Origin of the sequence: Pseudogemmobacter sp. W21_MBD1_M6, assembly GCF_052119585.1 — a bacterium.
Taxonomy (GTDB): Bacteria; Pseudomonadota; Alphaproteobacteria; order Rhodobacterales; family Rhodobacteraceae; genus JBGQOJ01.
In genome coordinates, this window is record NZ_JBGQOJ010000012.1 from 1 (window position 1) to 24649 (window position 24649).

The window sequence follows — 24649 nt, forward strand, 5'->3', positions numbered from 1 at the left end:
GTTCTGGCCGGCTTTGACACCCGCCACGATACGCCGCCCTTCAAATCACGCCATCACCCAAATTCCCGCATAGCTCGCAATGGGTATACAACAACGACGGCCCAAATACGGGCATCGGCGGCATCACCCGCGGGGACCTCAATCAATGGCTATTCCGCAGCACCAGATTGGCGTCAAGATAAATCGTTTCGTCCGGTTTATCCGGGGCAATGGTGCGCCGTGCGAGCAGCCCGAGCACGGCGGTCACTAATTCTTCTATCGGATTGCGCAGCGTCGTAAGAGCGAAGGCGGGCCATGCGGCCATCGATATATCGTCGAACCCGATGACGGATATATCATCCGGCACGACGCGTCCGCGCTCGCGAAGGGCGCTTAGTGCGCCGATGGCCATGGCATCGTTCGCGCAAACCAAGGCGTCGATCTGCACCGCCTGCACCAGCCGGTGCGCAGCCTCATAGCCGCTTTGAACGGTGAACCTGCCTGTCTCTTCCGCAAGCAATTCCAGATCTGCCGAGTGGAGCGTTTCCACAAGGCCAGCACGGCGGGCATTCGATGACGCGAAGGACTGCGGCCCGCCGATAAAGCCGAACCGCCGCCGCCCCCGATCCAGCAACAGATGCGTGCCAAGCGCCATGCCCTCTTTGTTGCGACAACAGATGTTGTCCACTCCGGGCACCCTGAGAACGCGACCGGACGAGATGACCGGGATGCTCAGCTTTCCGCAGGCGTTCACGATGTCTTCATCCAGACTTCCGGACCGAAGGATCATCGCCTCCAGCGGATACCTCAGGACATTTGATACGGCCTCGCGGGCCGCTGTTTCGGTTCCGCCGATAACGATGGGCCACTTCCCGATGCTGTTAAGGCCCATCACCAGTTCCGCGACGACTTCCTTATCGTATTCGTTGGGCATTTGGCCGACAAAGATCGCCACGAGATTGGACCGCGCGCCCTTCAGGCCAGCAGCCAGGGCGTTGGGGCGATATCCCAGCTCATGGGCGGCCTGCAATACGCGCGCCCGTTTGTCGGGGTCGATATAGGCCCCGTCGGTAAAGGCCCGCGACACGGCCGAACGGGATACACCGGCCCGCAAGGCGATGTCCTGGGCAGTGATCCGTTTCTTGCGAAGTGCATCGGTCATGTGCGGGCCTGAGGGATCAATTTTTTCCGGAGGGTCGCCGGTTTCATCGGGATGTCACATATCGCGGCTATGTGAACACGTGTGCACATCGTTGCGCAAGCGGGAATCACGCCCGATGCCAAAATGACGATGGCCCAACCCGGGGGATCCGAAAGGAAACCGACTTTCGCGGCAACGTTTGGTCTTCGGGCCATCGCGGCCAAATCAAAATGCCCGACCGGGCATCCATTTGACCGGAGTAACACTATGACCCGTCTTTCACTCGTTTCCGCAGCTGCGCTGTCGCTGCTGGCAAGCGCGGCCTCTGCACAGACCGACATCACCTGGTGGCATGCTATGGGTGGTGCACTTGGCGAAACCGTCAACAAGATCGCCACCGACTTTAACGCAAGCCAGTCTGACTATGTGATCACCCCCGCGTTCAAGGGCACATACGAAGAGACGCTGACCGCCGGTATTGCGGCCTTCCGTGCGGGCGAGCAGCCCAACATCCTGCAGGTGTTCGATGCAGGGGCTGCCACCGTCATCGGTGCCAAAGGTGCCACTGTTCCGGTTCAGGATTTGCTGACCGAAAACGGCGTTGCGTTTGATATCAACGACTACATTTCCGGCGTTCGCTACTTCTACGCTGACAGCGACGGCAAGATGATCGGCATGCCGTTCAATTCGTCGTCGCCCATTATGTACTACAATGTTCAGGCGTTGGACGCGGCCGGCGTTGAAGCCCCCAAAACCTGGGAAGAGTTCGAATCCGTCACCGCGCCTGCATTGGTTAACGCAGGCTACATTCCGCTGGCCCAGTCGCATTCCCCGTGGATATGGACCGAAAATTTCATGTCCCGCCACAACTTGCCGTTCGCCACCAACAACAACGGCTATGACGGAATGGACACTAAAATTCTCGTAAACGCGCCCGAGATCAAGATGCACTGGACCCATGTCAAAGAATGGCTCGATAAGGGTTATTATGCTTGGTACGGCGCAGCATGGAACGACAACCAGAAGCCTTTCGAAGAGGGCAAAGTTGCGATCTGGCTGGGCTCGTCCGGTTCGTTCGGGGGCCTGTCAAAGCTGGACCTGCCGTTCCAGTTCTCGGCTGGTTTCCTGCCGTATTGGGAGGCTGTGACCAAAGAACCGACCCAGACCTTTATTGGCGGTGCGTCGCTGTTTGCAATGGCTGGCAAGTCGGCTGAAGAGAACAAGGCCACCGCTGCGTTCTTCAACTATCTGACCTCGCCCGAAGTCCAGTACATGTGGCACAAAGAGACCGGGTATGTTCCGATCACCACCGCAGCCTATGAGATGGCAAAGGCTGACGGCTACTACACCAAAGCGCCCGCTGCCGAAGTCGGCATCCAGCAGCTTTCCCTGCCGGTCGGTGCCAACACCAAGGGTTATCGCATGGGCTTTTATGTCCAGATCCGCGATGTGATGAACCGTGAATACGGCCGCCTTCTAAGCGGCGAAACCTCGGTAGAGGACGCATTCGCAACCATCGAAACCGATGCCAACGACCTGTTGGCCAGGTTCGCACAAACCCAAGCGCAATAAGCGCCGCCAGACCTGAACGGTGGCCGTGCCTTGCGCGGCCACCGGACCCACTGGAAGGACGACTTCACGATGAAACGCGCCGGTTTTACAACAAGATGGTTGCCTCTTTTTCTGCTTATGCCGCAGGTCACTATTATTGCGGTCTTCTTTTATTGGCCCGCGCTTCATGCCGTCCAGTCGTCGTTCTATCTGCAAGATCCCTTCGGGTTCAGCGAGACCTTTGTGGGACTTTCGAATTATGCTTCGTTGTTCAATTCGTCAGCCTATGCGCGGGCGGCACAGTTTACCGTTGTCTTCAGTCTGCTGGTGACTTTTCTATCGTTGGCCATCGCGCTTTTGCTGGCGGTCAAAGCGGATAAGGTGATCCGGGGGGCCAAGACTTATCGCACGCTTTTGATGTGGGTCTATGCGGTCGCACCGCCTGTTGCGGGGGTTATGGGGATCATCCTGTTCAACCAAAGCTGGGGCCCGCTGACTCGGCTTGCCGGCTTGTTCGGCTGGGATTTCATGCTGGGCGTCCATTATTATGACACCGCCTCGGCGATGGTGCTGGTCTCGGTCTGGAAGCAGATTCCGGTCAATTTCATCTTCTTTCTGTCCGGCCTACAATCTATTCCGCGGTCCGTCCGCGAGGCGGCGTTGATCGACAACCGGTCTGCCGCGGGGCGGTTCTGGGATGTGACCTTTCCCTTGCTGGCACCCACCGGCTTTTTCCTGCTGATCACCAACATCACTTATTCCCTGTTCGACACCTTCGGCGTGATCGACACGATCGTCAAAGGCGAACCGGGCAACAACCCGATGACGCTGGTCTACAAGGTCTATGTCGATGGCTTTCGCGGCAACGACATGGGCGGCTCGTCTGCGCAATCGGTGATTTTGATGGTCCTTGTCCTGGCGATGACAGTGTTCCAGTTCCGGCTGGTCGAACGCCGCATCCATTATACCTGAGGATCTGAAATGACCGACTTCCGCCCCCTGCCGCGCCGCCGGTTCAAGCCCGGCACGATCATCGACCATGTGATCCTGATCCTTGGATCATTGTTCATGATCCTGCCTGTGGCGATGCTGCTGCAGATGACTTCCGTCCCTGATCTGATCAACATGAAGACCGGGCCAAGCCTGATGATCGGTGATCAACTGGACGATAATTTCCGCAAAGCGATGTTCAAGGCCGATGGGTTTTCGGGGGTAAATACTGGCCTGCGGATGCTGTGGAACTCGATGATCCTTGGTGTGGGTTTTGCCGTGGGCAAGATCGTTCTGGGGATGATGGCCGCCTATGCCATCGTCTATTTCCGCATGCGCTTTGCCACTTTGGCGTTCTGGGTGATCTTCACCACGCTTTTGCTACCGCTCGAGGTGCGCATTCTGCCGTCCTACGAGATCGTGCAAAAGCTGGGCATGCTGAATACCTATCAGGGTTTGATAATCCCGCTAGTCGCGTCGGCCACGGCCACCTTCTTTTTCCGGCAATTCTTCCTCTCGATCCCCGAAGAACTGGTCGAAGCCGCACGGATAGATGGTGCCGGACCGATCAAGTTCTTCTTCGACATTCTCGTGCCGCTGTCGCGCACCATGATCGCGGCGATGTTTATCATCATGTTTGTCTATGGTTGGAACCAGTATCTTTGGCCTACCATGATCACCACCGAAGAGGGCATGTTCACCCTTGTGCGGGGGATCAAGCAGATCACCCAGTCGCTCGACGGGACAACCCTGCCGGAATACGGCCGCGCCAATATGCTGGCGTTGATCGCGATCCTGCCACCCGTCCTCATCGTCGTCTTTTTTCAAAGTTGGTTCGTCAAAGGTTTGACGGACTCGGATAAATAAGGAATTTCCCCATGGCACAGGTTTCCCTGTCTAACATCGCCAAGGTTTATCCCACCGGAATTCAGGCGGTTCAGCCCGCCAGTTTCGACATCCCCGATGGCGAGTTCGTGGTACTGGTCGGCCCCTCGGGGTGCGGTAAATCCACGATGCTGCGTATGATCGCGGGGTTGGAAGAAATTTCCGAAGGCACACTGGTGATCGGGGATCGCATCGTGAATGACGTGGACCCTGCGGATCGCGACATCGCGATGGTGTTCCAGAACTATGCGCTTTATCCGCATATGACCGTTCGTAAAAACATCGGTTACGGGCTGAAAAACCGTAAAATTCCCGCGGCAGTGATAGATGAAAAAGTCAAAGCCGCCTCGGCCATGCTGAACCTTGATGACTATCTGGATCGCAAGCCAAGCCAATTGTCAGGCGGGCAGCGCCAGCGCGTTGCCATGGGCCGGGCCATTGTGCGTGATCCGACGCTGTTCTTGTTCGACGAACCCCTGTCGAACCTTGACGCCAAGCTGCGCAACCAGATGCGGATCGAAATCAAAGCCTTGCAGCGCCGCCTTGGCGTTACTTCGGTTTATGTCACCCACGATCAGGTCGAGGCGATGACGATGGCCGACCGCATCATCGTCATGAACGCAGGACGGATCGAACAGATCGGCACCCCCGCCGAGGTCTACAACACCCCCGCCACAACCTTTGTCGCCTCTTTCATGGGCGCCCCGCCGATGAACCTGATGGAAGGCCGCTTTGAGGGGGGGGCAGTGCGGGTTGGCGATGTGGCGGTGATGGCGGTCCCGTCAGGCCAGACGGGTAAAGTGACGGTCGGCATCCGCCCCGAAGACATTGTTCCCGACGCGAATGGCCCGCTGGAGCTGGACATCGCCCTTGTCGAAGAGCTTGGTGCGCACCGTCTGCTGCACGGTGCCATTGGCGGTCAACAGATCAGCGTGCACGTGGGCAAGGACAGCCCGGTGTTTACGGGTGCGCTGCGCGCCACGCTCAAGCCAAATGTGGTTTCGTTGTTCGCCACCGGCACGGGGCATCGGCTGTGACCGGGATCTTGCCAGAGCTGCCTCAGGTCACGCCCGATGAACGGGCGCGCATCCTGGCCTCGCCCCGAACAGCCGCATCGCACCGCGACCTGTTGGGGGCATTGCCTGGCATGAATGCGGTCCAGACCGGCGGCGCGGCCTCTGTCGCCTGCCTGCCTGCTGACCTGTCGGTCGTGGCGTGGAACGTCGAACGCTGCCTGTTTCCGCAAGAAAGCGCGGACCTTTTAGCCGCCTACGCCCCCCACATCGTGCTGCTGTCCGAGGTCGATCACGGCATGGCCCGCACCGGCCAGTGTCACACGACACAGGACATGGCCCGCGCAATGGGCATGGTCTATGCCTTTGGTGTCGAGTTTCACGAACTGGACCTGGGCGGTGCGACCGAACGCGCGTTCTGCAAGGACTATTTCAATGAGAGGGGGTGGCACGGCAACGCGATCCTTAGCGTGGCACCCTTTGACAGGGTCACCATGATCCGGCTGGATGACCACGGCCACTGGTTCGCCTCGGACGAGCTGGACGCCGATCCCGACCAGCCCCGCGTCGGCGGGCGCATGGCCCTGGCGGCGATTTTGGCAACTGAAAACGGCCATGTTTGTGTGGTCTCGACCCATCTTGAAAGCAATGCTGACGCCCCGCACCGCGCGGCGCAGTTTGACACCCTGATGCAGGCCGTCGATGATTTCGCGCCTGATATGCCGGTCCTGATCGGCGGGGATATGAACACTGGCAACCATATGCCCCCCGATTATGACTGGCGGTCAGAAACGCTGTTTGCGCGGGCAGAGGCACAGGGCTACGACTGGGGGTTTACGCCCGACGGGCACACCACCCGACCAAGCCTGATAACCCCGCACCCGTCGCGCAAGATGAAACTTGACTGGTTCTGCGCACGGGGGCTGGCCTGCCGCGACAAGGCGCTGATCCCGGCGCTGACGGATGACCTGAAACCCCTTTCTGATCACGACGCGGTCTGGTGCATTGCAGGTATCAGCAAAGAAACCCTTAAATAGTCTGGGATCACGCGGGCAGTACCGACAGGGTGGTTTCCGGCGTTGATGCGGCCTGACTATGGCGTGTCGGAACGATGATATGGCGCACCGGGTTTACGCCCCGCCGACCAGTTCGCGGAACTTTATGACAGAGGCCGAAGCCGCCGCCGCCAAAAGCCGCCCGTCACTGGCAACGGTAGTCATGTCAAACCCCCAGCCCACGGCGCGCGCGGCATAGGTTGCAGTGCCGCAATGCAGCGCGGCGCGAATTCCGTTCTTGCGGCAGGCGGCGACAATCTTTTGCAGCGCCTCGATCATCTCGGGCTCTTCCCGGTCAAAGGCGGGTGCCAGTTTGCCCTGTGACAGGCTGTAGGCCAGATCAGCGGGCCCGACATAAATTCCGTCCAGACCGGGCGTGGCGGCGATGGCATCGAGGTTTTCCATTGCCTCGGCGGTTTCGACCATCGCAAAGGCCAAAATCTCGGTGTTGGCTTCGGCGGCATAGTTGGCACCTGCGGAATAGACGGCGCGGGTCGGGCCAAAGCTGCGGTTGCCATGTGGTGGATACCGCATGTAGCTGACAAATTGCGCGGCCTGTTCGGCGGTGTTCACCATCGGGCAGATGATGCCATAGGCGCCTGCGTCCAGCACCTTCATGATGATGCCCGGCTCCAGCCATGGCACACGGGCCATCGGCACCACGCCAGAGGCGCGCATGGCCTGAAACATCGGCAGCACCGCGCTGTAATCAAGAGCGCCGTGCTGGATGTCGACCGAGACTGAATCGTATCCTTGCGCGGCCATGATTTCGGCAGAAAAGGCGTTGCCGATCGACAGCCACCCGTTGATGGCTGGCTGGCCATTTTTCCAGATCTGCTTGAGCTTGTTCTTGATCATTCTTTCCTTTCGGGCAAAGACCTGCCCTTTTTCTGCGTCGCGGTTTCAGATGCGGACAGGCTGCATGACACAGTCGACAAAACGCGCCTGAATTGTCAATTGCAAAACCGGCAAAGCGGCAGACCCCCAACCAGCCTGTCGCAGTTGGTTGCTACGCCTGTGCCACTTGTCGTATGAACTCTGAAAGGATTGACCGCGGGACGCGGCCGGGACCAGCGATGACATACGGGGCAAAAGGGTGCACGCGCGAATGACCACGAACGCCATTCTTGTGTCTGACGTGTCCTACACGTCCGGCGACGCACGGATCCTTGAGGCCATCACCTTCCGCGCGACCGAGAACCGCATCGGGATTGTCGGGCGCAACGGGTCTGGAAAGACCACGCTGGCGCGGGTGATGGCGGGGCTGATCGAACCATCGGCGGGCCGCGTGACCATTGCGGGGGTCGATGTTGCGAAGGACAGGAAATCAGCCGTCGCGACCGTTGGCATCCTGTTCCAGAACCCCGATCACCAGATCATCTTTCCCACCGTCGAAGAGGAAATCGGCTTTGGCCTGCTTCAGTCGGGGCAGACCCGGTCAGAGGCGCGGGACAACACGCAAGACATTCTTGGGCGGTTCGGCAAGGAGCATTGGGCAAAGGCCGCGATCCATCAGATGTCGCAGGGGCAAAAGCAGCTGGTCTGCCTGATGTCGATCCTTGTGATGAAGCCCGAAGTGATCCTGCTGGACGAACCGTTTTCCGGTCTCGATATTCCCACGCGCCTTCAGTTGGGGCGGTATCTTGCGCAGATAGAGACAGCGCTGGTGCATATCTCGCATGATCCGGCGAGCCTTGCGGGGTATCAACGCGTGATCTGGCTGGACCGTGGTAAAATTGTGCAAGACGGTGCGGCACAGCCGACGCTTGCCGCGTTTGCCCGCCGGATGGCAGAAATCGGGGGAGGCGATGATATCTCTGACCTCGCCGGTTGAAACCTGGGCCCACCGGTGGCCTGCCGGGCTGAAACTGGCGCTGTTGTGCGCCGCGACGATGGGCCTGTTCGCATCGCAACAGCCGTTGTTCCATGCCGTGGCTTTTGCGGGCTGCATGCTGCTTTACGCCCTGCCGGGGCTGGTGTTTCTGATGTTGGGTTGTCGCCGGCTGGCGGGATTATGGCCCTTTCTGGCGGTCATTCTGGTCTGGCACTGGTGGACGGACGCCCCGCAACAGGGCTTGGTGATCGCCCTGCGTCTGCTGACGGCGGTGGGGATCGCAAATCTGGTGACGATGACAACCCGCCTGTCCGATATGATAGAGGTCGTGAAAATGCTGGCCACCCCGTTGCGGGTGCTGGGTCTGAAAACCCGCGCCCTAGAACTGGCCATCGCGCTTGTTGTGCGGTTCACCCCTGCGCTTGCTGAAAAAGGGGGGCACCTTGTGCAATCATGGCGTGCAAGATCGCGTAGACGACCAAACTGGAAGATCATCATGCCGTTCACAGTTCTTGCCATTGATGACGCCGAACATGTAGCAGAGGCACTGAAAGCCCGCGGCGGGCTTTAGGTGCCACAAATTGAGGAAGACCAACCATGGAACGTAACCTTGCCCTTATCGCCTTGTTTGCAGCGCTGATCGCTGCTCTTGGCCTGATCCCGCAAATTACCCTTGGCTTTGGCGTGCCGGTCACGGCGCAAAGTCTGGGCATCATGCTGTGCGGCACGGTTCTGGGGGCCAGGCGGGGCGCGTTGGCGGTGCTGCTGTTTTTGCTGCTGGTGGCGCTTGGTCTGCCGCTGTTGTCGGGCGGTCGTGGTGGTCTTGGGCTGTTCGCATCGCCCACTGCCGGGTTCCTGATCGGCTTTCCGGTTGCGGCCTTTGTCACAGGGTTGATCGTCGAGAAATGGCGCGGCGCGCCGCTGACGCTGGTTGCGGGTGTCGGCGCTGCGGTGGGGGGCATCGCGGTGCTCTATGTCTTTGGCATCGGCGGCATGTCCATCGTTCTGGGCAAGACCATCGGCGAGGCGGCCGCATTGGTCACCGCCTTTATCCCCGGTGACATCCTGAAGGCCGCGATTGCGGGCATGGTCACCTCGGCGCTTGCCAGGGCCAGACCGCAAAGCGTTCTGTCCCGCGCATGAGCGAGACCCACATCGAACGCCTTCTCTGGCAGCGAAAATCTGCCAGAGCCTATCTTGAGACCCCCGTTCCGCAGGCCGATGTCGCGCGGATATTGCGCGCCGCGCGCCGTGCGCCCAGTGGCGCCAACCTGCAACCCGGTGCGTTCCACGCCCTGACGGGCAAGCCCTTTGGGCAGTTGAAACAGGAACTGGCGGGTGCGATTGCGTCGGGCCGTCCGATCGTGTCCGGGTATTCCTATTTCCCCGATCCGATGCCCGCCCACCTGAAGGCGCGGCAACGGGCGGCGGGATATGCCCTGTATCAGGCGCTGGGGATCGACCGGCGCGACAGTGCGGCCCGCCGTGCCCAGTTCGATCTGAATTACCGTTTTTTCGACGCACCCGTCGGCATTGTCGTGACCATTCAAAAGGACATGGGCAAAGGGTGCTTTATGGATCTGGGCATGTCCCTGATGGCGTTGTTTCTGGCGGCAGAGGATCTGGGGTATGCCACAAGCGGCATCGGGGCGCTGGCGAACTATGCCGATGTCACCCATGAGGCGCTGGGTTTGGCCGATGACGAGTTGGTCGTCTGCGGGATTGCCCTTGGGGTGGCCGACCGTGACGCGCCGGTCAACAATTTCCGCACGGAACGCGAAGCGCTGGACGCCTATGCGATCTTCCGCGGCTTTGCACCCTAGACCGTCAGCACCAACGCCGTGCCCAACCCGCCTGCCGCCGCGATGGCCGCCACGCCCGATCCCTGACGGCCTGTCATCTGGTGGAACAGCCGCACCGCATTGATCGCACCAGACGCGCCGATGGGGTGCCCCCGCGCCAGTGATCCGCCGCCGAGGTTGGTGATGGCAGGATTTATCGCCGCACCCGTCACGCAGGCGATGGCCTGCGCGGCGAACGCCTCCATGATTTCGGCGGCGATCAGGTCGTCGGGCGACAGACCGGCGTGCGCCAGCCCCCGTGCGATCGCAGCAACGGGGGCGATGCCCGGTCTGTCGGGCTGGCCGCCAAGGGTGGCACCGCCGGTGATCTGAGCCATGGGGCCGGTCAACCGCTGCGCAATGCGGTCCGACACCACAAGGCAGAACCCCGCCGCATCCGCCGCGACCGATGTATTGGCCGTTGTGATATCGCCGCTGATCCGTCCCGCGCGGGCGCAAAGGCCCTGTGTCAGATCGCGGGTGAAACTGTCCTGTCCGACGCCGTCGATCTCGACTATCTCGTCGCGCATCCTGTCCTGCGCCAAGCGTGCCTTTTGGTGGCTGTGCACCGCCCAGTCGTCCTGCGCCTGTTTGGTGATGCCAAGCGCCTGCGCAAGGGCGTCGGCGGCTTCGGCCATTTCGGGGTCACGGTCGGCCCATGGGGTAAACGGCGGGCGGTCGTAGGGCAGGGGGGGGGCGCCGTTGGCAAAGGTTTTCTGCCGCAGGGGCCTGCGCGAATAGCTTTCCACGCCACCCGCAAGGATCACCTCGGCCCGACCGGACACAATCAGCGCATCCGCCAAAAGGATCGCATCCAGCCCGCTGCAACATTGCCGGTCAATCGTCAGGCCCGCCACGGTCTGCGGCAGCCCCGCGGCGAGGGACAAAAGCCGCGCCGGATTACCGCCCGCCCCAAGGGCGTTGCCGACGATCACCTCGTCGACATCCTGCGGCCCCAGCCCGGCCCGTTCCAGACAGGCCAGCATGACGGGTGCGCCCAGCTGATGCAGGTCCAGATGTGACAGGCCACCGCTGTGCGGGGCCACGGCGGACCGAAAGGCGGCGGCGATGTATGACCTTTTCATCGGCGTGCATCCAACCATGCGGCCACCGCCTGAATGTCGGGCTTTCCGGCGGCCAACAGCGGGAAAGGGTCCAGAAACAGGATCTGTCGCGGCGCTTTCAACGGGCCAAGGGCACTGCGGCAACGGTCTGTCAACTGCTCTCCCAGACGCCTGTCCTCTGGCCCCGCGACAACCGCCACCAGAACCTGACCGCGTTTGGCATCGGGACGGGGCAAGGCCACGCAATGCCTGACCTTCGGGTCGCGGGACAGCAGCGCCTCTATCTCCTCTGGGAACACATTCTGGTCGGCGATGGTGATCATCCGGGTCTTGCGCCCGATCAGAAACAGGTATCCGTCCCGGTCGAGATAACCCAGTTCGCCCACGGTCAGAAACCCGTTGCTCCATTGCGTGTCCACGCTGTTGCCCGCTGCGTAGGCGTCGAACAGATAGGGGCTTTTCACCCAAACCTCGCCGATCCCTTCACCGCGAATATCCAGCGTAACACCCGCGTAGGGCTTGCCGACCGATCCTTGCGGGGTTGTTGCATCGGACATGGTGACAAAGCTGGTCTCGGATGCGCCGTAGAATTCCGTCAAGGTGGCGTTGGGGCACAGCGTCTTTGCCTGCGCCTTTGTCGCGGCGTCCAGCAGCCCGCCACCACACAGGATATGGCGCACGCAGGGCAGGGCGGCATCGCCGGACCCCAGCGCCCGCAATTGGGTCGGGGTCAGGTAAAGCACGGTCGCCTTCGCCTGTTCCAGCATGGTCCGCTGACGGTCGGGGCGCATCCCGGCCAGAATATGAATGTCCGCGCCGGTATGCGCCGCCTCCAGCAGGGCATAAAGCGACAGGGAATGCACCAGATGGCCGAAAACGGCATAGGTGTCATCGGCGGTCAGGTTGAACCGCGCGCGGTTCACATCAAAGCTGGCGATCCACGAGGCGTGACTGCGACGGATGGATTTCGGGGTGCCGGTCGACCCCGAGGTCATACATTGGAAAAAGTGCGGATCGCCGGATATGTCTTGCGCGGCCTTCATCGCACCATCGGCCCCGATGCGGAACTCTTGCCCAAGCGCGATCGCGTGGCACAAGGCCGAAACCGCGCTTGCGGGTTCAAGCGCGGGTATGTCGCGAACGCGTATTGCATCCGGTACGGGAAGCGCATCCCCGGCACCATGCAGGTTCAGCCGCCGCCCGTTGGCATAGACGCCCGTGCCCTTGTGCCAAAGGAACCTGTCCGCCTTGTTCAACCTGCTGTCCGCCTTTGTGCCATCGACCTTGCGCGTCAAGGTCTGACGCATAGTAACAAGTCAATGCGGGCGTTGCCATTGCCGAACGTTACGGATCAAACGGGGGTAGGCAGGGCGACGCCGTATTTTTGCGCCGCCTCCGACAGGGACGGGATGATCGTGGGGTAAAGCGGCACGCCGTCGGTCAGGGCGGCGCGGCGGCGGGCCAGCCCCGCCTGTCCGGGCAGCCTGACGGCAGAGACGCCCGGTTTCGGCGTTGACGCAAGGCAGGCATCGGCAAGCCAGCCGGTCTGGCGCACAAAGGCGTCGCGGCCCCCGAAGGCATCGGGGTCATGGACTTGCACCGAGAAGGCACAGTTCGTTCCCTTCAGTGCATCGGCGCGGCCGATACCGGACAACCCTTGGGTCAGCGCCTCGACGTGCAGCGCCATGCCGTAGCCCTTTTGGCCGTGATCCGCACCGCCAGTGGGCAAAAGCGTGCCGCCGTGTTCAAGAACTTTGGGGTCTTGCGACGCTTTGCCGCCTGCGTCCATCAGCCAGTCTGCCGAAAACTGGCGGCCCTCGCGGATCAGGCGCTGGCTCATGTTGAAGGTGGTGACAGAGGCGGAAATGTCGATCAGGATCGGGTCGCCCGGCGTCGGAATCCCGTGCGCGACCGGGTTCGGGGTCATGACGCCTGTCACCCCGCCGAACGGCGCAACATGCGCGCCCGACGGGCTGGATGATGCGATGCTGACCATCAATCCGGCGTCAGTTGCCAGTGTCAGATAGGCCGCAAGCGCCCCGATATGATGCGCCCCGCCAACCGCGATGGTGCATGTGCCGTAGTCCACCGCACGGGTGCAGGCCAGGGTCATCGCCTGCTGAACCAGCCATGCGCCGGGCAGGCGGCGACCGTGCCATGCGACGGCGGCCCCCCGATCCGACAGGATGTCATAGGTGCCAGAGGGTGCCATGACCCCGTCGTCGATGGCCTGAAGATACCAGCCCGCCAAAGCAAGGCCGTGGGTGTCATGCCCCATCAGATCGGCCTCGACCAGATAGTGTGCGACAGGGGCGGCCAGCTTTTCCTCAAGGCCCGCAGCCTGAAACAGGTCCAGAGCGAAGGTCTCGAGCTGGGCCGCATGATAGCGGGGGGTATCCGGCAGATTGGTCATGGTCTGTCCTTTCGCGCAATCAGCCCTTCGCCGGTCAGCATCGCGGCCAGTTTGGCGGATTGCACCCCGGTCAACGGCCAGGCTGCGGGCGGGCGGGTCGGGCCGCAATCCATCCCCATCATGTGCAGCGCGGTTTTGACGCCGGTCACATTCGTGCCGTTCATTTCCTCGGCGCGGACCTCCTCGAAGGCGGTCATTCTGGCGATCAGGGCGCGGGCCTTGGTGTAATCGCCTGCCTCTAGTGCGGTGTGGATGGCCACCGAATGTTCCGGCCAGACGTTGATCAACCCGCTGGTAAAGCCGCGGGCGCCGACGGCATACAGCGGCGGTGCCCAGACTTCGGCAAGGCCACCGACCCAGATGATGCCAGGGTCGGTGGCGGCCATTGCCTCTGCCAGTCGCAGGGGGTTCGGGGTTGCCCATTTCACACCGATCACGCCTTCGACCTCTGTCAAAGCGCGGATCGCCGCCGTGCCGATGGCGTCGTTGCGCAGATATAGCATCAAGGGCAGCCCGTCGCCGGCTTCGGCAATGCGCGACACATAGTCGACCAGACCGCGGGGCGAGACAAAGGGATCGGGGGTTTGATGCACCATCAACGCCTCGGCCCCGGCCGACCGCGCCGTGCGGGCAAGGCGGCAGGCATCGTGAACGCTGCGACCGACACCGGCAACCAGGGGCACCCGTCCGGCGACATGGTCGATCATGCCGTGCATCGCGGTCTCGGCCTCGTCCATTGTCAGGCTGTAGAATTCGCCTGTGTTCCCGTTCGCAACCAGAATATGCACGCCGGCATTCACCGCGCGGTCGATCACCGGCTTCAACGGGCCGGTGTCCACTTTGTCGTTGCTGTCGAATGGCGTTACAAGAATGCCGGAGATGCCGGTCAGGGCCTGTCGGATGCGCATGATTTCGGGTGATCCTTATGGGGGGTGCCTTGGGTCTAGGGGGCCGGGAAACGGCTGTCCAATGCCAAAGAAGGCGCTACTGATACTGATTTCGTATCATTTCCGCCTCGATGATCCCGATGATGCGGGATTGCAGCAAAGTCGGTGCTTTTGGTCCGGTTGCAAGATAGAGGTCAGACCGCAGATCGTCGGGCAATTCTATGTCGCGGTAGCACAGATTGGCCATTTGCATCGACTGGCTGGAGGCCGGAACAAGCGCGGCACCCAGCCCCTCGTTCACCAGCGCCAGAACCGAATGGGTCTGGCTGACGGCCTGAATTTCCTTCGGAACGACCCCGCGAGAGCTGTAGAACCCATACAGCATGTCGCGCACAAAGCCTCCCCGTTCGGTGGAATAGCCGATCATCCCCAGATCGTGCAGGTCTTCGACGCACAGCGCATCCAGCGACATCAGCGGGTGGGTGCGCGGCAGGGCAAGGACAAAGGTTTCGCTATAGATCCGGGTCATGCGGACCGGCTGGTTCGAGCGGGGCAACCGCGTGATCCCCAGATCAAGCTTTCCCGACAGCAGCCCCTCGACCTGTTCATAGCTCATCATCTCTGTCAGTGTCAGGTGCACGCCGGGGATAGCCCTGGCCACGGCGGACACGATCCGCGGCAGAACCTCGATCGCGGCCGAGGGCACAAAGCCAAGCGCGATTGCGCCTGCCTCGCCCCGCTCTGCCTGCCGTGCGGCCAGCTTCGCGGCCTCTGCGCGGCGCAGGATGTCGGTTGCATCGAACAAAAAACTGGTGCCAGCGGCGGTCAACCGGACGCTTCTGTTGGTGCGGTCGAACAGCATGACCCCCAGCCGGTATTCCAGTTGCGCGATATGGCGGGACAGGGGGGGTTGGGTCATGTTCAGCCGTTTTGCCGCCCCGCGAAAGCTAAGCTCCTCGGCCACGGCAACGAAATATCGCAACTGGTTGATTTCGAACAGTGCAGCGGACATGGGCAGGCCTTTGCGCCGGGACATTTGTGTAATGTTGTTAATAAAATGCCCTAATGTAAAGTGGAATTCCCTTGAAATGCGCTGAAAATAAAGGAAAATGAAAAGGGTGTATGACAACTCGATTTGTCATGGTGTTATGGCTTGGAAGGCAGCATGTATGGCGGGCGTGAAATTGGTCATTCTTGCGGATGACTTGACAGGGGCGCTGGATGCGACGGGGCCTTTTGCCGCGCGCGGGCTGACCTGCGTTGTTGCGACCGGCGGGGGCGCCCTTGGCCGGGCCCTGGCGCAGAACGCGGATATCGTTGCGGTCAATACGGCCAGCCGTGATCTGTCAGAGACCGCCGCGCGACGCGCGATTGCCGACCTGCGCCCGATGTTGCCCGGTGGCGTCCGACTGTTCAAAAAGATCGACTCGCGGCTGAAAGGGCATATAGCGGCAGAGCTGCAAGACCTGGGGGCGGGGCCGATGCTGGTCATGCCCGCGATCCCTGCCTTCGGACGGGTCGTGACGGACGGGCAGCTTGGCGGGCATGGTGTCGATACGCCTATTGCGGTGCGCGGGGTTCTGGGCCGGCTTGCGCCATTGGCCGATATTCCCGACTGCCGCAGCGATGCCGATATGGATGCGGCGCTGGCGGATGCGGGTGGGCGATTGCTGGTGGGCGCGCGTGGTCTGGCCGAGGCGCTGGCCCGTGCGATGACCGGCCGGATTGACCCTGCGCCGCCGCCGCCCCTGCGTGGGCCTGTCACCATCGTCGTCGGGTCGCGCGACCCGATCACCATGGCGCAGGTCGACCGCCTGTCCGCGATGGGGATCGTGCCGGTTGCCGCCCCGAACGGTGCCGCGCCACCCGCCCGCGGCTGCCCCGCCGTAACGGTTGTTCAGGCGGTTGCGGGGGGCAGCGCGGCCAGCGGAACGGATGTGGGGCGCGCACTGGCCGCAAGCCTGATGGCGGGCTATGTCACGGGGCGGCGTGCGCTGGTGCTGACCGGCGGTGCCACGGCCGAGGCGGTGCTGGCGGGCATCGGGATTGACCTGCTGCATGTGCGGGGTGAAATACTGGACGGCCTGCCACTGTCAGAGGCGGGCACATTGCAGATCGTGACCAAATCAGGCGGCTTCGGGGACGCAGAAACATTGATCCGGCTAGCAGAGCAGGCAACAGGATGAAGGAGAGACAGGTGCAGGATGGACCCAACGCCCGTGCGAAACGCAAAAGCCTGAGCGAACAGGTGTTCGAGCGGATGCAGCGCGCGATCAAATCGGGCGCCTACAGCCCCGACGAACGCCTGCCAACGGAACACGAACTGGCGGCGGAATTCCAGGTGTCCCGCCCCGTGGTGCGCGAGGCATTGAAGCGGATGCGCGATCAGGGGTTCATCTATTCGCGGCAGGGGGCGGGCAGCTTTGTCCGCACGCTTGGCCTGAAAAAACCCTTGGGGTTCGGGCAGATGGAAAACATCGCCGATCTGCAACGGTGTTACGAATTCCGCCTGACGGTCGAACCGGAGGCCGCCGCCGCCGCCGCCGAACGGCATGACGACGACGCGCTGAAGGCGATCAAGGACGCGTTGCAACTGATGGGGGATGCCACCAGCCGCCAAAGGCATCGCGAGGACGCGGATTTCATGTTCCATCTTGCCATCGCGCGGGCCTCGAACAACCAGTATTTCGCCACCGCGATGGAGGCGCTGGAGGATCACATCGCCGTCGGGATGCAGTTTCACGGGCTATCGCTAAAGCTGACGCCGGACGGGTTGCGCCATGTCTACAACGAGCACGAGGCGCTGTTCACGGCCATTCGCGACCGCGACGCGGCGCGTGCGCGGACCTTGATGCGCGCGCACCTTGAAGGATCGCGCGATCGCCTGTTCGAGGGGCGCAGGCTCAGCATGACCTCGCAGATCGCGATGACCTAAAAGGCGGCGTGATAGATCGCCGCGACCTCGGTCACCGACATATCGCGGGGGTTGTTGTCCATCAGGCGGCGGATGCCGTGGGCCTCTGCGGCCCAGTCCTCCAGTTGCCCTTGGTCGGCGCCGTGGTTCGACAGGTGCATCTCGATCCCCAAGGACCGGCAAAACCCGTAGGCCGCGTCAAATCCGCCCTTGTCGTCCAGACCAAGCGCGCGCAGAATTTCGCCGGTCTTTTCATGGCGGACCGATGCGTTGAACGCAAGGACATGCGGAAAGATGATCGCATTCGCCAACCCGTGCGCAAGGCCAAGCCGCGTGCCCAAGGGATAGGCCAACGCGTGCCCCGCCGCCGTGTTCACCGGCCCAAGACACAGACCGCCGTAATAGCTGGCCAGCATCATGCCGGTGCGGGCCTCTGCATCCTGCCCATCGGCGACGGCGCGGCGCAGGTAGCGCCCGACAAGGCCGATGCCCAACCGGGCGTAGCCGTCGATCAGGTCATGCGCACGGATGTTGGTAAAGGCCTCGACACAGTGCGCCATAGCATCGACGCCGGTCGCTGCGGTCACGGCGGCGGGCACCGAAAACGTCAGCGCCGGGTCAAGAACCGCAAGATCGGCCAGCATCAGTGGGCTTTCGACGGCCATCTTTGCCCTGGTCGCAGTATTGGTGATCAGGGCGCGAATGCCGGCCTCTGACCCGGTGCCGGCTGTTGTTGCGATCTGCACAAGGGCGGCCCCCTTTCGGGCGACCTTGTTCGGGCCGACCACATCGGCAAGCGTCTGTTCGCTGTCCCACAGGACCGCCACCAGTTTCGCCACATCCATCACCGACCCGCCACCAAGCCCGATCACCAGATCGGGGCGGAACGCGCGGGCCACCGCCAATGCGTCGTCCAGCGCGGTCTCGTCCGGCTCTGGCGGGGTGGGACGGGCGATTTTCACCTCGCCGGTCAGACGCAACAGCGGCACCATCTGCGCCGTCTGCCCCGAGACGATGACAAGGGTGCGGGTCAGGCCCGCGGCTTTTGCCCAGTCCCCGACCCGTGTCGCGGCACCTGTGCCGATGTCCAGTTGTCTTGGTTGATGCAGCTGGATTGCCCTTGCGATACCTGCGCCCATGTTCCGGTCCTTTTTCATGTATCAGCCGCCAAGAGCCGCCATCGTGTTCCAGACATCGGCCCGCTCTGCGTCTGACAGCTCGATCAGCGGCGGGCGCACCCTAAGCCAGCCGTCGTCGCCGTATCTGCTGGCCAGCATCGTTTTGATCGTCGGCAGTTGGGTATAGCGATTGGACAGGTTGCGCATGTCGTTGATCCGGTCCTGCGCGGCCGCAACCTCAGCGGCGCGCGCCGGATCGTTCCAGCCGTCAAAGACGATGCGCAAATCGGCGGCCAGCAGGTTCGATGTGGCGGTGATACAGCCCGCGCCACCCGCCTGCATCAGCGGCAGCAACAGTGGATCGGCCCCCGCCAGAACGCTGAAATTATCAAACCGGGCCGCCATGGTTTTCATGTTTTCCATATCGCCGGAGCTGTCTTTTATCCCCGCCACGATACCCGGAAAGGCCTCCCGCAGGCGGGCGATCACGTCATGGGGAATGGCCACGCCGGACACTTGGGGGATGTGGTACAGGATCACGCGCAGGCGGTCGTTGCCAACCCCTTCGATGACCGAGGCAAAGGCGCGGTAAATGCCCTCGTCGCTGACGCCCTTGTAGTAGAACGGCGGCAGCAACAACACGGCGCGCACGCCCGCGTCAACCGCATGGCGGGTCAGAACGATTGTGTCAGTCACAGCGGTCTGCGCCGTTCCGGGCAGCATGTGCGCGGGGTCTATGCCCGCGTCTATCGCACCGTCAAGGATCGCCATCCGCTCTGCCAGACCAAAGGAATTCGCCTCTCCCGTGGTGCCAAGCAAGGCAACGCCGTCGCAGCCGTTGTCGATCAGGGTCTTGCAATGGGCGGCGAAATTTTTGATATCCGGCGCGCCGGCGGCGTCCAAAGGTGTTGCTGCGGCGCAAAAGACGCCACCTATATCAGAGGCTGTCATTGGTTTTTCCCTTCGCCCAATTTGCGTGCGTATGCAATGGCTTCGTGCAGGTTAAGATGGTTGGCAATGCCTTTGCCGGCGATGTCAAAGGCGGTGCCGTGATCGACCGATGTGCGGTCGATCGGCAGGCCAAGGCTGACATTCACCGCCGTGTCGAACGCGACCAGTTTGATCGGGATATGCCCCTGATCGTGATATTGCGCGACAACAAGATCAAAGCCGCCGGTGTAGGCCCGGTGAAACACCGTATCGGCGGAAATGGGGCCGACCACGTTGATCCCCTCGGCGCGGGCGGCGGCAACAGCGGGGGCGATATGGTCGTCGTCCTCGGTGCCGAACAGCCCGCCTTCGCCGCAATGGGGGTTGATGCCGGCGACGGCGATCCGGGGGTTGTCAAAGCCAAGGCGGCGCAGGTGCGCGTCGCCGGCGCGGATTGTCGCGATGATCCGCGTCGGCAGGGCGCGGGCGATGGCGTCTTTCAGGGCGACATGGGTCGAGACATGGATGACCTTCAGCCGCTCGGACGCCAGCAGCATGAATGCGCCCTTTGCGCCGGTCAAAGAGGTCAGCATGCCGGTGTGCCCGTCATAGTGGTGACCGGCGGCATTCAGCGCCTCCTTGTTGATCGGGGCGGTGACGATACAGCTGATCGTGCCCGCCTGCGCCGCGCGAACGGCGGCCTCGATGAACCGGAATGCGGCATCGCCCGCAACCGGGTCCAGCTTTCCCCATGGCAGTGGCGCGCCTTCGATCGGCAAGTCGATGACATGCGCACCGCCCGTGCCAAAGATGATATTCGCACCGGTCGCCGCGCGGGCCGCTTCGAGCGTTGGCAGGTTGCCGAAAACAACCGTGCGCGCCAGATCGGCGGGCGACATATCGGCCAGCGCCTTGACGATGATTTCCGGGCCGACGCCGGCGGGGTCGCCCATGGTGATACCAATGGTCATATGGTCTATGCTCCTGTCCAGCCGCTATCAAGGCGGACATATTTGATTGCGCGGCGGTGATAGGTAAAGGCCATATGCAGCGTGCCGTCCGGTGCCTGAAGCATCGACGGGTAGGACAATTCGTGGTTTTTGCCGTCCAGCGAGTTGTTGCTAAGGCAGGTGCCCGGCCCGTCCTCTATGCAGTGGCGTCGGGCGAAGGTCACGCCGTCGTCGGTTGAAATGCACAGCGTCAAAGGCGCACGCGGAACGCCCCAGACCGGGGTGCAGCCACCCTCGGCATCCTCGCGCGGGTCATCGCCCAGTTCGTCGTAGAGCGACACGCGCCGCTCTGCCGATGTTGCTGCAGAGACGGGGTTGCACAGCAGGGCGATCCGCCCGTCGATCAGCCGGATTGCGGCAATCGACGAGTTGTTGTTGGGAACATCGGTGGCCGCCGGGGCGGACCAGCTTTCGCCGCCATCAAGGCTTTCGGAACGAAAGACAAAATCGGCCTGACGGCGGCGGAAAAACGCGACCATGCGCGCGCCGTCCAGCGGCACTATTGTCATATGAACAGCCCCTGTCGAGTTCGGGACATCCACCGTTCTCCATGTCGCACCCGCGTCATTGGAAATGGCCAGAACCGAGGTGTCATGACGCCCGGTCCAGCGGCGGCCCGCCTGACTTTTGCAGCGGAACAGCGGCAGCAACCAGGCGCCATCGCCGCGCACAACGACCGGTGCGCGGACAAAGCTGCCCAAGGGCAGGGCAATCACCGCCGGATGCGCCAGATCATTCAACGCGCGGACGCGCAGCAGGCATTCATCCTGATTGCCGCCAGTCTGTGCCGTGTGGAACAGCAGGTGCCGCCCGTCGGGGGTGTTGAACAGGACGGGGTTCTGCTCGGACCGCTCCGGGTCGTCGCTCAACTGCTCGGGGGGCGTCCACCGGGTTGCGTCCTGTGTCAGAGTGCTTTGGTAGATCGAGATGTCGGACTTCCCCTCCAGCGTGCCACCGAACCAGACGCAGGACAATGTGCCTGCGTCGTCCAGCGACAGGAACGCGGCATGGTTCTGCACCTTGGGCGAGGGCAAAAGCGCCCCCGATCGCGGTGCGCCCAGTGTGGTGCCTTGTCCGGCTATCTGGCCGGTCATGCCCTTTTCAATCTCGTCAATCTGCACGGGGAATCCGTTTCTTTTGGGGTCCAGGTTGGGTTGATCATTCATCCGTTTGTAAAAAGTTGTCAAGTTGCTTGATTGCCGAATTTTGCAATTTAAATCACTATTATTACAAAAATATAAGAAAAACAAATGCTTGAACAAGCATGAGTTTTCTATATCAAAATAAGAAATCATTTTGTTGACAAATGTGGTGCGAATGGAAGATGGTCTGGTCAATGGGTTAACATATGCCCGTATCAACCGGAGCTCGGGGATGGCTGCGCCAACAGGCACTGCAAAGATGCACAGACGGGCGGCATTGCTCGGGGTTGTGTTCATGCTTCTGGCGGCGACGCTGAATGCCTGCGACGCGATCATCGTGCGGCTGTTGGCCCATCAGGTGCACCCTTTCGTCATCGCCTTTTTCCGCAGCCTGTTCGGGCTGATTGTGGTGCTGCCCTGGATACTGAGGCGTCGCGCGATGCTGACATCGTCCTATCGCACATTGCATGTCGTGCGCGCCGCGCTGAAGCTGGTGTCGCTGGTCGCGTATTTCGCGGCCTTTGCGGCGGCCCCTTTGGCGGACGTCACCGCGATCATGTTCACGGCACCGATCTTTCTGACGGTGGGGGCTGTTGTGTTTCTGGGCGAACGCCTGACCGTACCGCGTCTTCTGGCGGTTCTGGCGGGGTTCATCGGGGTGCTTTTCGTTATTCGTCCGGGGCAGGGCGGGATCTCTCCTGCGTTGGTCTATGCGCTGATCGGGGCGGCGGTGACGGCGGGAATCCAGTTGATCCTGAAACGGATGTCGGGCCGCGACAGCGCCGAGACGCTGGTGGCCTGGAACCTGATCGCGATGGTGCCGCTTGCGCTGATACCGGCGCTGGTTTTCTGGACGCAGCCGACACCGGCACAGCTTGGCCTTTTGGCAATTCAGGGTGCGTTTGGCGCGCTTAACATGATGCTGGTCACGCGGGCGCTGGGGCTGGCCGATGCCTCGTTCCTTGCGCCGCTGGATTTCGTGCGCCTGCCCGCCGTGGCGATCCTGGCCTTTTTATTCTTCGGAGAGGTGGCCGGCATTGAGACCTGGGTTGGTGCGGGGGTGATTTTCACCGCGACACTGATCGTCGCCGGAAGCGCGCGATGGTCGCGTGGGCGGGACCCCACGTTGTAAGGCGTCCAGATAGGACGTTCGGGCGCCATGATGTAGCCCAGTGATACAGGGGAGCAGAGGACTGATACCGAAAAAGTATCATATTGCATCAAAAGAAATTCGTGATCGCCGATTAAATATATTAATATATAAGGAAGTTCCGAGGCGATCACGTAGATGATTCCGAATCAGGAATGAAAGACGGATGTGCGCAGCTGCACCGTTTTCAAGAAAGAAGCTGCTAGAATAGGGAGGACTAAACATGCGAAATCTGACCGCATCACTATTGGGAACCACCTTCGCCTTGGCGATGGCCGTGCCTGTGTTTGCACAGGATACGGGCGTAACAATCGTTCTGAACGAAGAACTGGAAACAGTAGAGCCCTGCATGGCGTCGCAGTCGAACATCGGCCGCGTCATTTTGCAGAATATATCCGAAACCATGACCGTGCTGGACCCCGCCGAGGGTTTGCAGGCCAAGCTTGCCGATAGCTGGGAGTCGACCGACGGCGGAACATGGCGGTTTCACCTGCGCCCCGACGTGACCTTTTCCGACGGCAGCGCATTCGACGCGGGCGACGTGAAGCATTCGATCGAACGCACGCTCAGCGACAAGATTTCCTGCGAGATCGGCGCTAAATACTTTGGCGGTATGACCATCACCGCCACCGTGGTCGACGACATGACCATCGACATTACATCGGACCCGGCGCAGCCTATCCTGCCGCTGTTGATGTCCACCGTCACCATCGTTCCGGCAGAAACGCCGATCGAGTTCACCCGCAATCCCATCGGCACAGGACCATACGAGCTGACCGCGTGGAATGCAGGGCAGAACATCATCCTGTCGCGCCGCGATGGGTATTGGGGGGCGGAACCCGCCGTCAGCCAGGCGACCTATCTGTTCCGCTCTGACGATGCTGTGCGGGCTGCAATGGTCGCAACCGGAGAGGCGGACATTTCGCCGCTGATTTCCGAACTGGACGCGACCAACCCCGCGACGGACTTTGCCTATCCGAACTCTGAAACCACCTATCTGCGGGTCGATCACAGCATCGCGCCTTTGGATGACGTGCGGGTGCGCAAGGCGATGAACATGGCCGTTGACCGCGAGGCATTGCTGGGAACGCTGATCCCCGCAGACGCCATTCCTGCCACCGCAATGGTTCCGCCATCGACCATCGGCTGGAACCCAGACCTGACGCCAGCCGCGTTCGACGTCGAGGGTGCCAAGGCGCTGCTGGCCGAGGCAAAGGCTGATGGTGTCCCTGTCGATACCCAGATCACGCTGATCGGGCGCACCGGGAACTTTGCCAATGTCACCGAGGTGATGGAGGCGGTGCAGGCGATGTTCCAGGATGTCGGGTTCAATGTGAAACTGGAAATGCACGAGGTTGCCGAATGGATCGACCTGTACTCCCGGCCCTTCGCCGAGGATCGCGGCCCAAGCCTTGTCGCGGCGATGCATGACAATGCCAAGGGCGATCCTGTGTTCTCGATGTTCTTCAAGTATGCGTGCGAGGGACTTCAGTCCGGTATGTGTGACCCGAAGGTTGACGAGATGATTGCTCAGGCAACGTCCGCCACCGGCGACGAGCGTAGTGCGCTTTGGAAAGAGCTGATCGCGTATCTGCACGAAGAAACGGTTGCCGATGTCCTGCTGTTCCACATGGTTGGCTTCAGTCGTGTCAGCGAGCGTCTGGACTTTGTTCCGACAATTGCGACAAACAGCGAATTGCAGCTGTCGCAGATCAAGTTCAAGTAAACCTTT

General features: G+C 61.7%; 24 protein-coding genes. 13 read left to right on the forward strand and 11 right to left on the reverse strand.

Annotated features, from left to right (window positions below; all coding sequences use genetic code 11):
- Positions 1 to 142: 142 nt before the first annotated feature.
- Positions 143 to 1141 (reverse strand): LacI family DNA-binding transcriptional regulator, encoded by a 999-nt coding sequence (locus tag ACEN2R_RS12805; protein ID WP_442042780.1) that lies wholly within the window; start codon positions 1139 to 1141, stop codon positions 143 to 145.
- 246 nt (positions 1142 to 1387) lie between these two features.
- Here ACEN2R_RS12805 and ACEN2R_RS12810 point away from each other — a divergent pair, with 246 nt between their 5' ends.
- From ACEN2R_RS12810 to ACEN2R_RS12830, 5 genes are all read left to right on the forward strand, one after another.
- Complete coding sequence (locus ACEN2R_RS12810) at positions 1388 to 2692, forward strand: extracellular solute-binding protein (protein WP_442042782.1); 1305 nt, start codon at positions 1388 to 1390, stop codon at positions 2690 to 2692.
- Positions 2693 to 2761: 69 nt separating this feature from the next.
- Positions 2762 to 3643 carry an ABC transporter permease subunit gene (locus ACEN2R_RS12815; RefSeq protein ID WP_442042784.1) on the forward strand — a complete coding sequence of 294 codons (882 nt, stop codon included), beginning with the start codon at positions 2762 to 2764 and terminating at the stop codon, positions 3641 to 3643.
- Positions 3644 to 3652: 9 nt separating this feature from the next.
- Complete coding sequence (locus tag ACEN2R_RS12820; protein WP_442042786.1) at positions 3653 to 4528, forward strand: ABC transporter permease subunit; 876 nt, start codon at positions 3653 to 3655, stop codon at positions 4526 to 4528.
- Between the two features lie 11 nt (positions 4529 to 4539).
- The gene (locus ACEN2R_RS12825) at positions 4540 to 5583 is read left to right on the forward strand and encodes an ABC transporter ATP-binding protein (protein ID WP_442042788.1); all 1044 of its coding nucleotides are present in this window, start codon (positions 4540 to 4542) and stop codon (positions 5581 to 5583) included.
- Positions 5580 to 6596: an endonuclease/exonuclease/phosphatase family protein gene (locus tag ACEN2R_RS12830; protein ID WP_442042790.1), complete on the forward strand. Its 1017-nt coding sequence runs from the start codon at positions 5580 to 5582 to the stop codon at positions 6594 to 6596. Before ACEN2R_RS12825 ends, ACEN2R_RS12830 begins: the two co-directional genes overlap by 4 nt.
- Before the next feature lie 93 nt (positions 6597 to 6689).
- Here the strand turns inward: ACEN2R_RS12830 and ACEN2R_RS12835 are convergent, their stop codons facing one another.
- A complete protein-coding gene (locus ACEN2R_RS12835; protein WP_442042792.1) occupies positions 6690 to 7472 on the reverse strand; it encodes an HpcH/HpaI aldolase family protein in 783 nt (260 codons plus the stop codon).
- 250 nt (positions 7473 to 7722) lie between these two features.
- On the opposite strand from ACEN2R_RS12835, the gene ACEN2R_RS12840 reads away from it, so the two are divergent.
- The 4 genes from ACEN2R_RS12840 to ACEN2R_RS12855 are packed head-to-tail and all read left to right on the forward strand — an operon-like array spanning position 7723 to position 10271.
- A complete protein-coding gene (locus ACEN2R_RS12840) occupies positions 7723 to 8448 on the forward strand; it encodes an energy-coupling factor ABC transporter ATP-binding protein (protein ID WP_442042794.1) in 726 nt (241 codons plus the stop codon).
- On the forward strand, positions 8423 to 9019 hold the full coding sequence (locus tag ACEN2R_RS12845) for an energy-coupling factor transporter transmembrane component T family protein (protein WP_442042796.1): 597 nt from the start codon (positions 8423 to 8425) through the stop codon (positions 9017 to 9019). The genes ACEN2R_RS12840 and ACEN2R_RS12845 overlap by 26 nt, the downstream gene beginning before the upstream one ends.
- Positions 9020 to 9045: 26 nt before the next feature.
- Positions 9046 to 9591, forward strand: a complete 546-nt coding sequence (locus tag ACEN2R_RS12850) for a biotin transporter BioY (protein WP_442042798.1) — start codon at positions 9046 to 9048, stop codon at positions 9589 to 9591.
- Positions 9588 to 10271: a nitroreductase family protein gene (locus ACEN2R_RS12855; protein ID WP_442042800.1), complete on the forward strand. Its 684-nt coding sequence runs from the start codon at positions 9588 to 9590 to the stop codon at positions 10269 to 10271. Before ACEN2R_RS12850 ends, ACEN2R_RS12855 begins: the two co-directional genes overlap by 4 nt.
- Here the strand turns inward: ACEN2R_RS12855 and ACEN2R_RS12860 are convergent.
- The 5 genes from ACEN2R_RS12860 to ACEN2R_RS12880 form a co-directional block, all read right to left on the reverse strand.
- Positions 10268 to 11374 carry a thiolase family protein gene (locus ACEN2R_RS12860; protein WP_442042802.1) on the reverse strand — a complete coding sequence of 369 codons (1107 nt, stop codon included), beginning with the start codon at positions 11372 to 11374 and terminating at the stop codon, positions 10268 to 10270. The genes ACEN2R_RS12855 and ACEN2R_RS12860 overlap by 4 nt on opposite strands.
- Positions 11371 to 12660, reverse strand: coding sequence for an AMP-binding protein (locus ACEN2R_RS12865; RefSeq protein WP_442042804.1), 1290 nt, complete (start codon positions 12658 to 12660; stop codon positions 11371 to 11373). Before ACEN2R_RS12865 ends, ACEN2R_RS12860 begins: the two co-directional genes overlap by 4 nt.
- Before the next feature lie 44 nt (positions 12661 to 12704).
- Entirely contained in the window at positions 12705 to 13766 is a 1062-nt protein-coding gene (locus ACEN2R_RS12870) for an Ldh family oxidoreductase (RefSeq protein WP_442042806.1), read from the reverse strand.
- Positions 13763 to 14674 (reverse strand): dihydrodipicolinate synthase family protein, encoded by a 912-nt coding sequence (locus ACEN2R_RS12875; protein WP_442042808.1) that lies wholly within the window; start codon positions 14672 to 14674, stop codon positions 13763 to 13765. Before ACEN2R_RS12875 ends, ACEN2R_RS12870 begins: the two co-directional genes overlap by 4 nt.
- A 76-nt stretch (positions 14675 to 14750) precedes the next feature.
- Complete coding sequence (locus ACEN2R_RS12880; RefSeq protein ID WP_442042810.1) at positions 14751 to 15665, reverse strand: LysR family transcriptional regulator; 915 nt, start codon at positions 15663 to 15665, stop codon at positions 14751 to 14753.
- A gap of 157 nt (positions 15666 to 15822) precedes the next feature.
- On the opposite strand from ACEN2R_RS12880, the gene ACEN2R_RS12885 reads away from it, so the two are divergent.
- Both ACEN2R_RS12885 and ACEN2R_RS12890 read left to right on the forward strand, forming a co-directional pair.
- Positions 15823 to 16839, forward strand: a complete 1017-nt coding sequence (locus tag ACEN2R_RS12885; protein ID WP_442042812.1) for a four-carbon acid sugar kinase family protein — start codon at positions 15823 to 15825, stop codon at positions 16837 to 16839.
- 11 nt (positions 16840 to 16850) lie between these two features.
- Complete coding sequence (locus tag ACEN2R_RS12890) at positions 16851 to 17588, forward strand: FadR/GntR family transcriptional regulator (protein ID WP_442042814.1); 738 nt, start codon at positions 16851 to 16853, stop codon at positions 17586 to 17588.
- On the opposite strand, the gene ACEN2R_RS12895 is transcribed toward ACEN2R_RS12890, so the two are convergent.
- From ACEN2R_RS12895 to ACEN2R_RS12910, 4 genes are read right to left on the reverse strand one after another with little or no spacing between them, the layout of a single operon-like run.
- Positions 17585 to 18706 (reverse strand): iron-containing alcohol dehydrogenase, encoded by a 1122-nt coding sequence (locus tag ACEN2R_RS12895; RefSeq protein ID WP_442042815.1) that lies wholly within the window; start codon positions 18704 to 18706, stop codon positions 17585 to 17587. The two genes, ACEN2R_RS12890 and ACEN2R_RS12895, sit on opposite strands and share 4 nt — an antisense overlap.
- 21 nt (positions 18707 to 18727) lie before the next feature.
- Positions 18728 to 19636: a dihydrodipicolinate synthase family protein gene (locus ACEN2R_RS12900; RefSeq protein WP_442042817.1), complete on the reverse strand. Its 909-nt coding sequence runs from the start codon at positions 19634 to 19636 to the stop codon at positions 18728 to 18730.
- On the reverse strand, positions 19633 to 20586 hold the full coding sequence (gene pdxA, locus ACEN2R_RS12905) for a 4-hydroxythreonine-4-phosphate dehydrogenase PdxA (RefSeq protein WP_442042819.1): 954 nt from the start codon (positions 20584 to 20586) through the stop codon (positions 19633 to 19635). The genes ACEN2R_RS12900 and pdxA overlap by 4 nt, the downstream gene beginning before the upstream one ends.
- Positions 20587 to 20591: 5 nt before the next feature.
- Complete coding sequence (locus ACEN2R_RS12910) at positions 20592 to 21746, reverse strand: sialidase family protein (protein WP_442042821.1); 1155 nt, start codon at positions 21744 to 21746, stop codon at positions 20592 to 20594.
- A 253-nt stretch (positions 21747 to 21999) separates the two neighbouring features.
- Here ACEN2R_RS12910 and ACEN2R_RS12915 point away from each other — a divergent pair, with 253 nt between their 5' ends.
- Both ACEN2R_RS12915 and ACEN2R_RS12920 read left to right on the forward strand, forming a co-directional pair.
- The gene (locus tag ACEN2R_RS12915) at positions 22000 to 22899 is read left to right on the forward strand and encodes a DMT family transporter (RefSeq protein WP_442042823.1); all 900 of its coding nucleotides are present in this window, start codon (positions 22000 to 22002) and stop codon (positions 22897 to 22899) included.
- A gap of 241 nt (positions 22900 to 23140) precedes the next feature.
- Positions 23141 to 24643, forward strand: coding sequence for an ABC transporter substrate-binding protein (locus ACEN2R_RS12920; RefSeq protein WP_442042825.1), 1503 nt, complete (start codon positions 23141 to 23143; stop codon positions 24641 to 24643).
- Positions 24644 to 24649 lie beyond the last annotated feature (6 nt).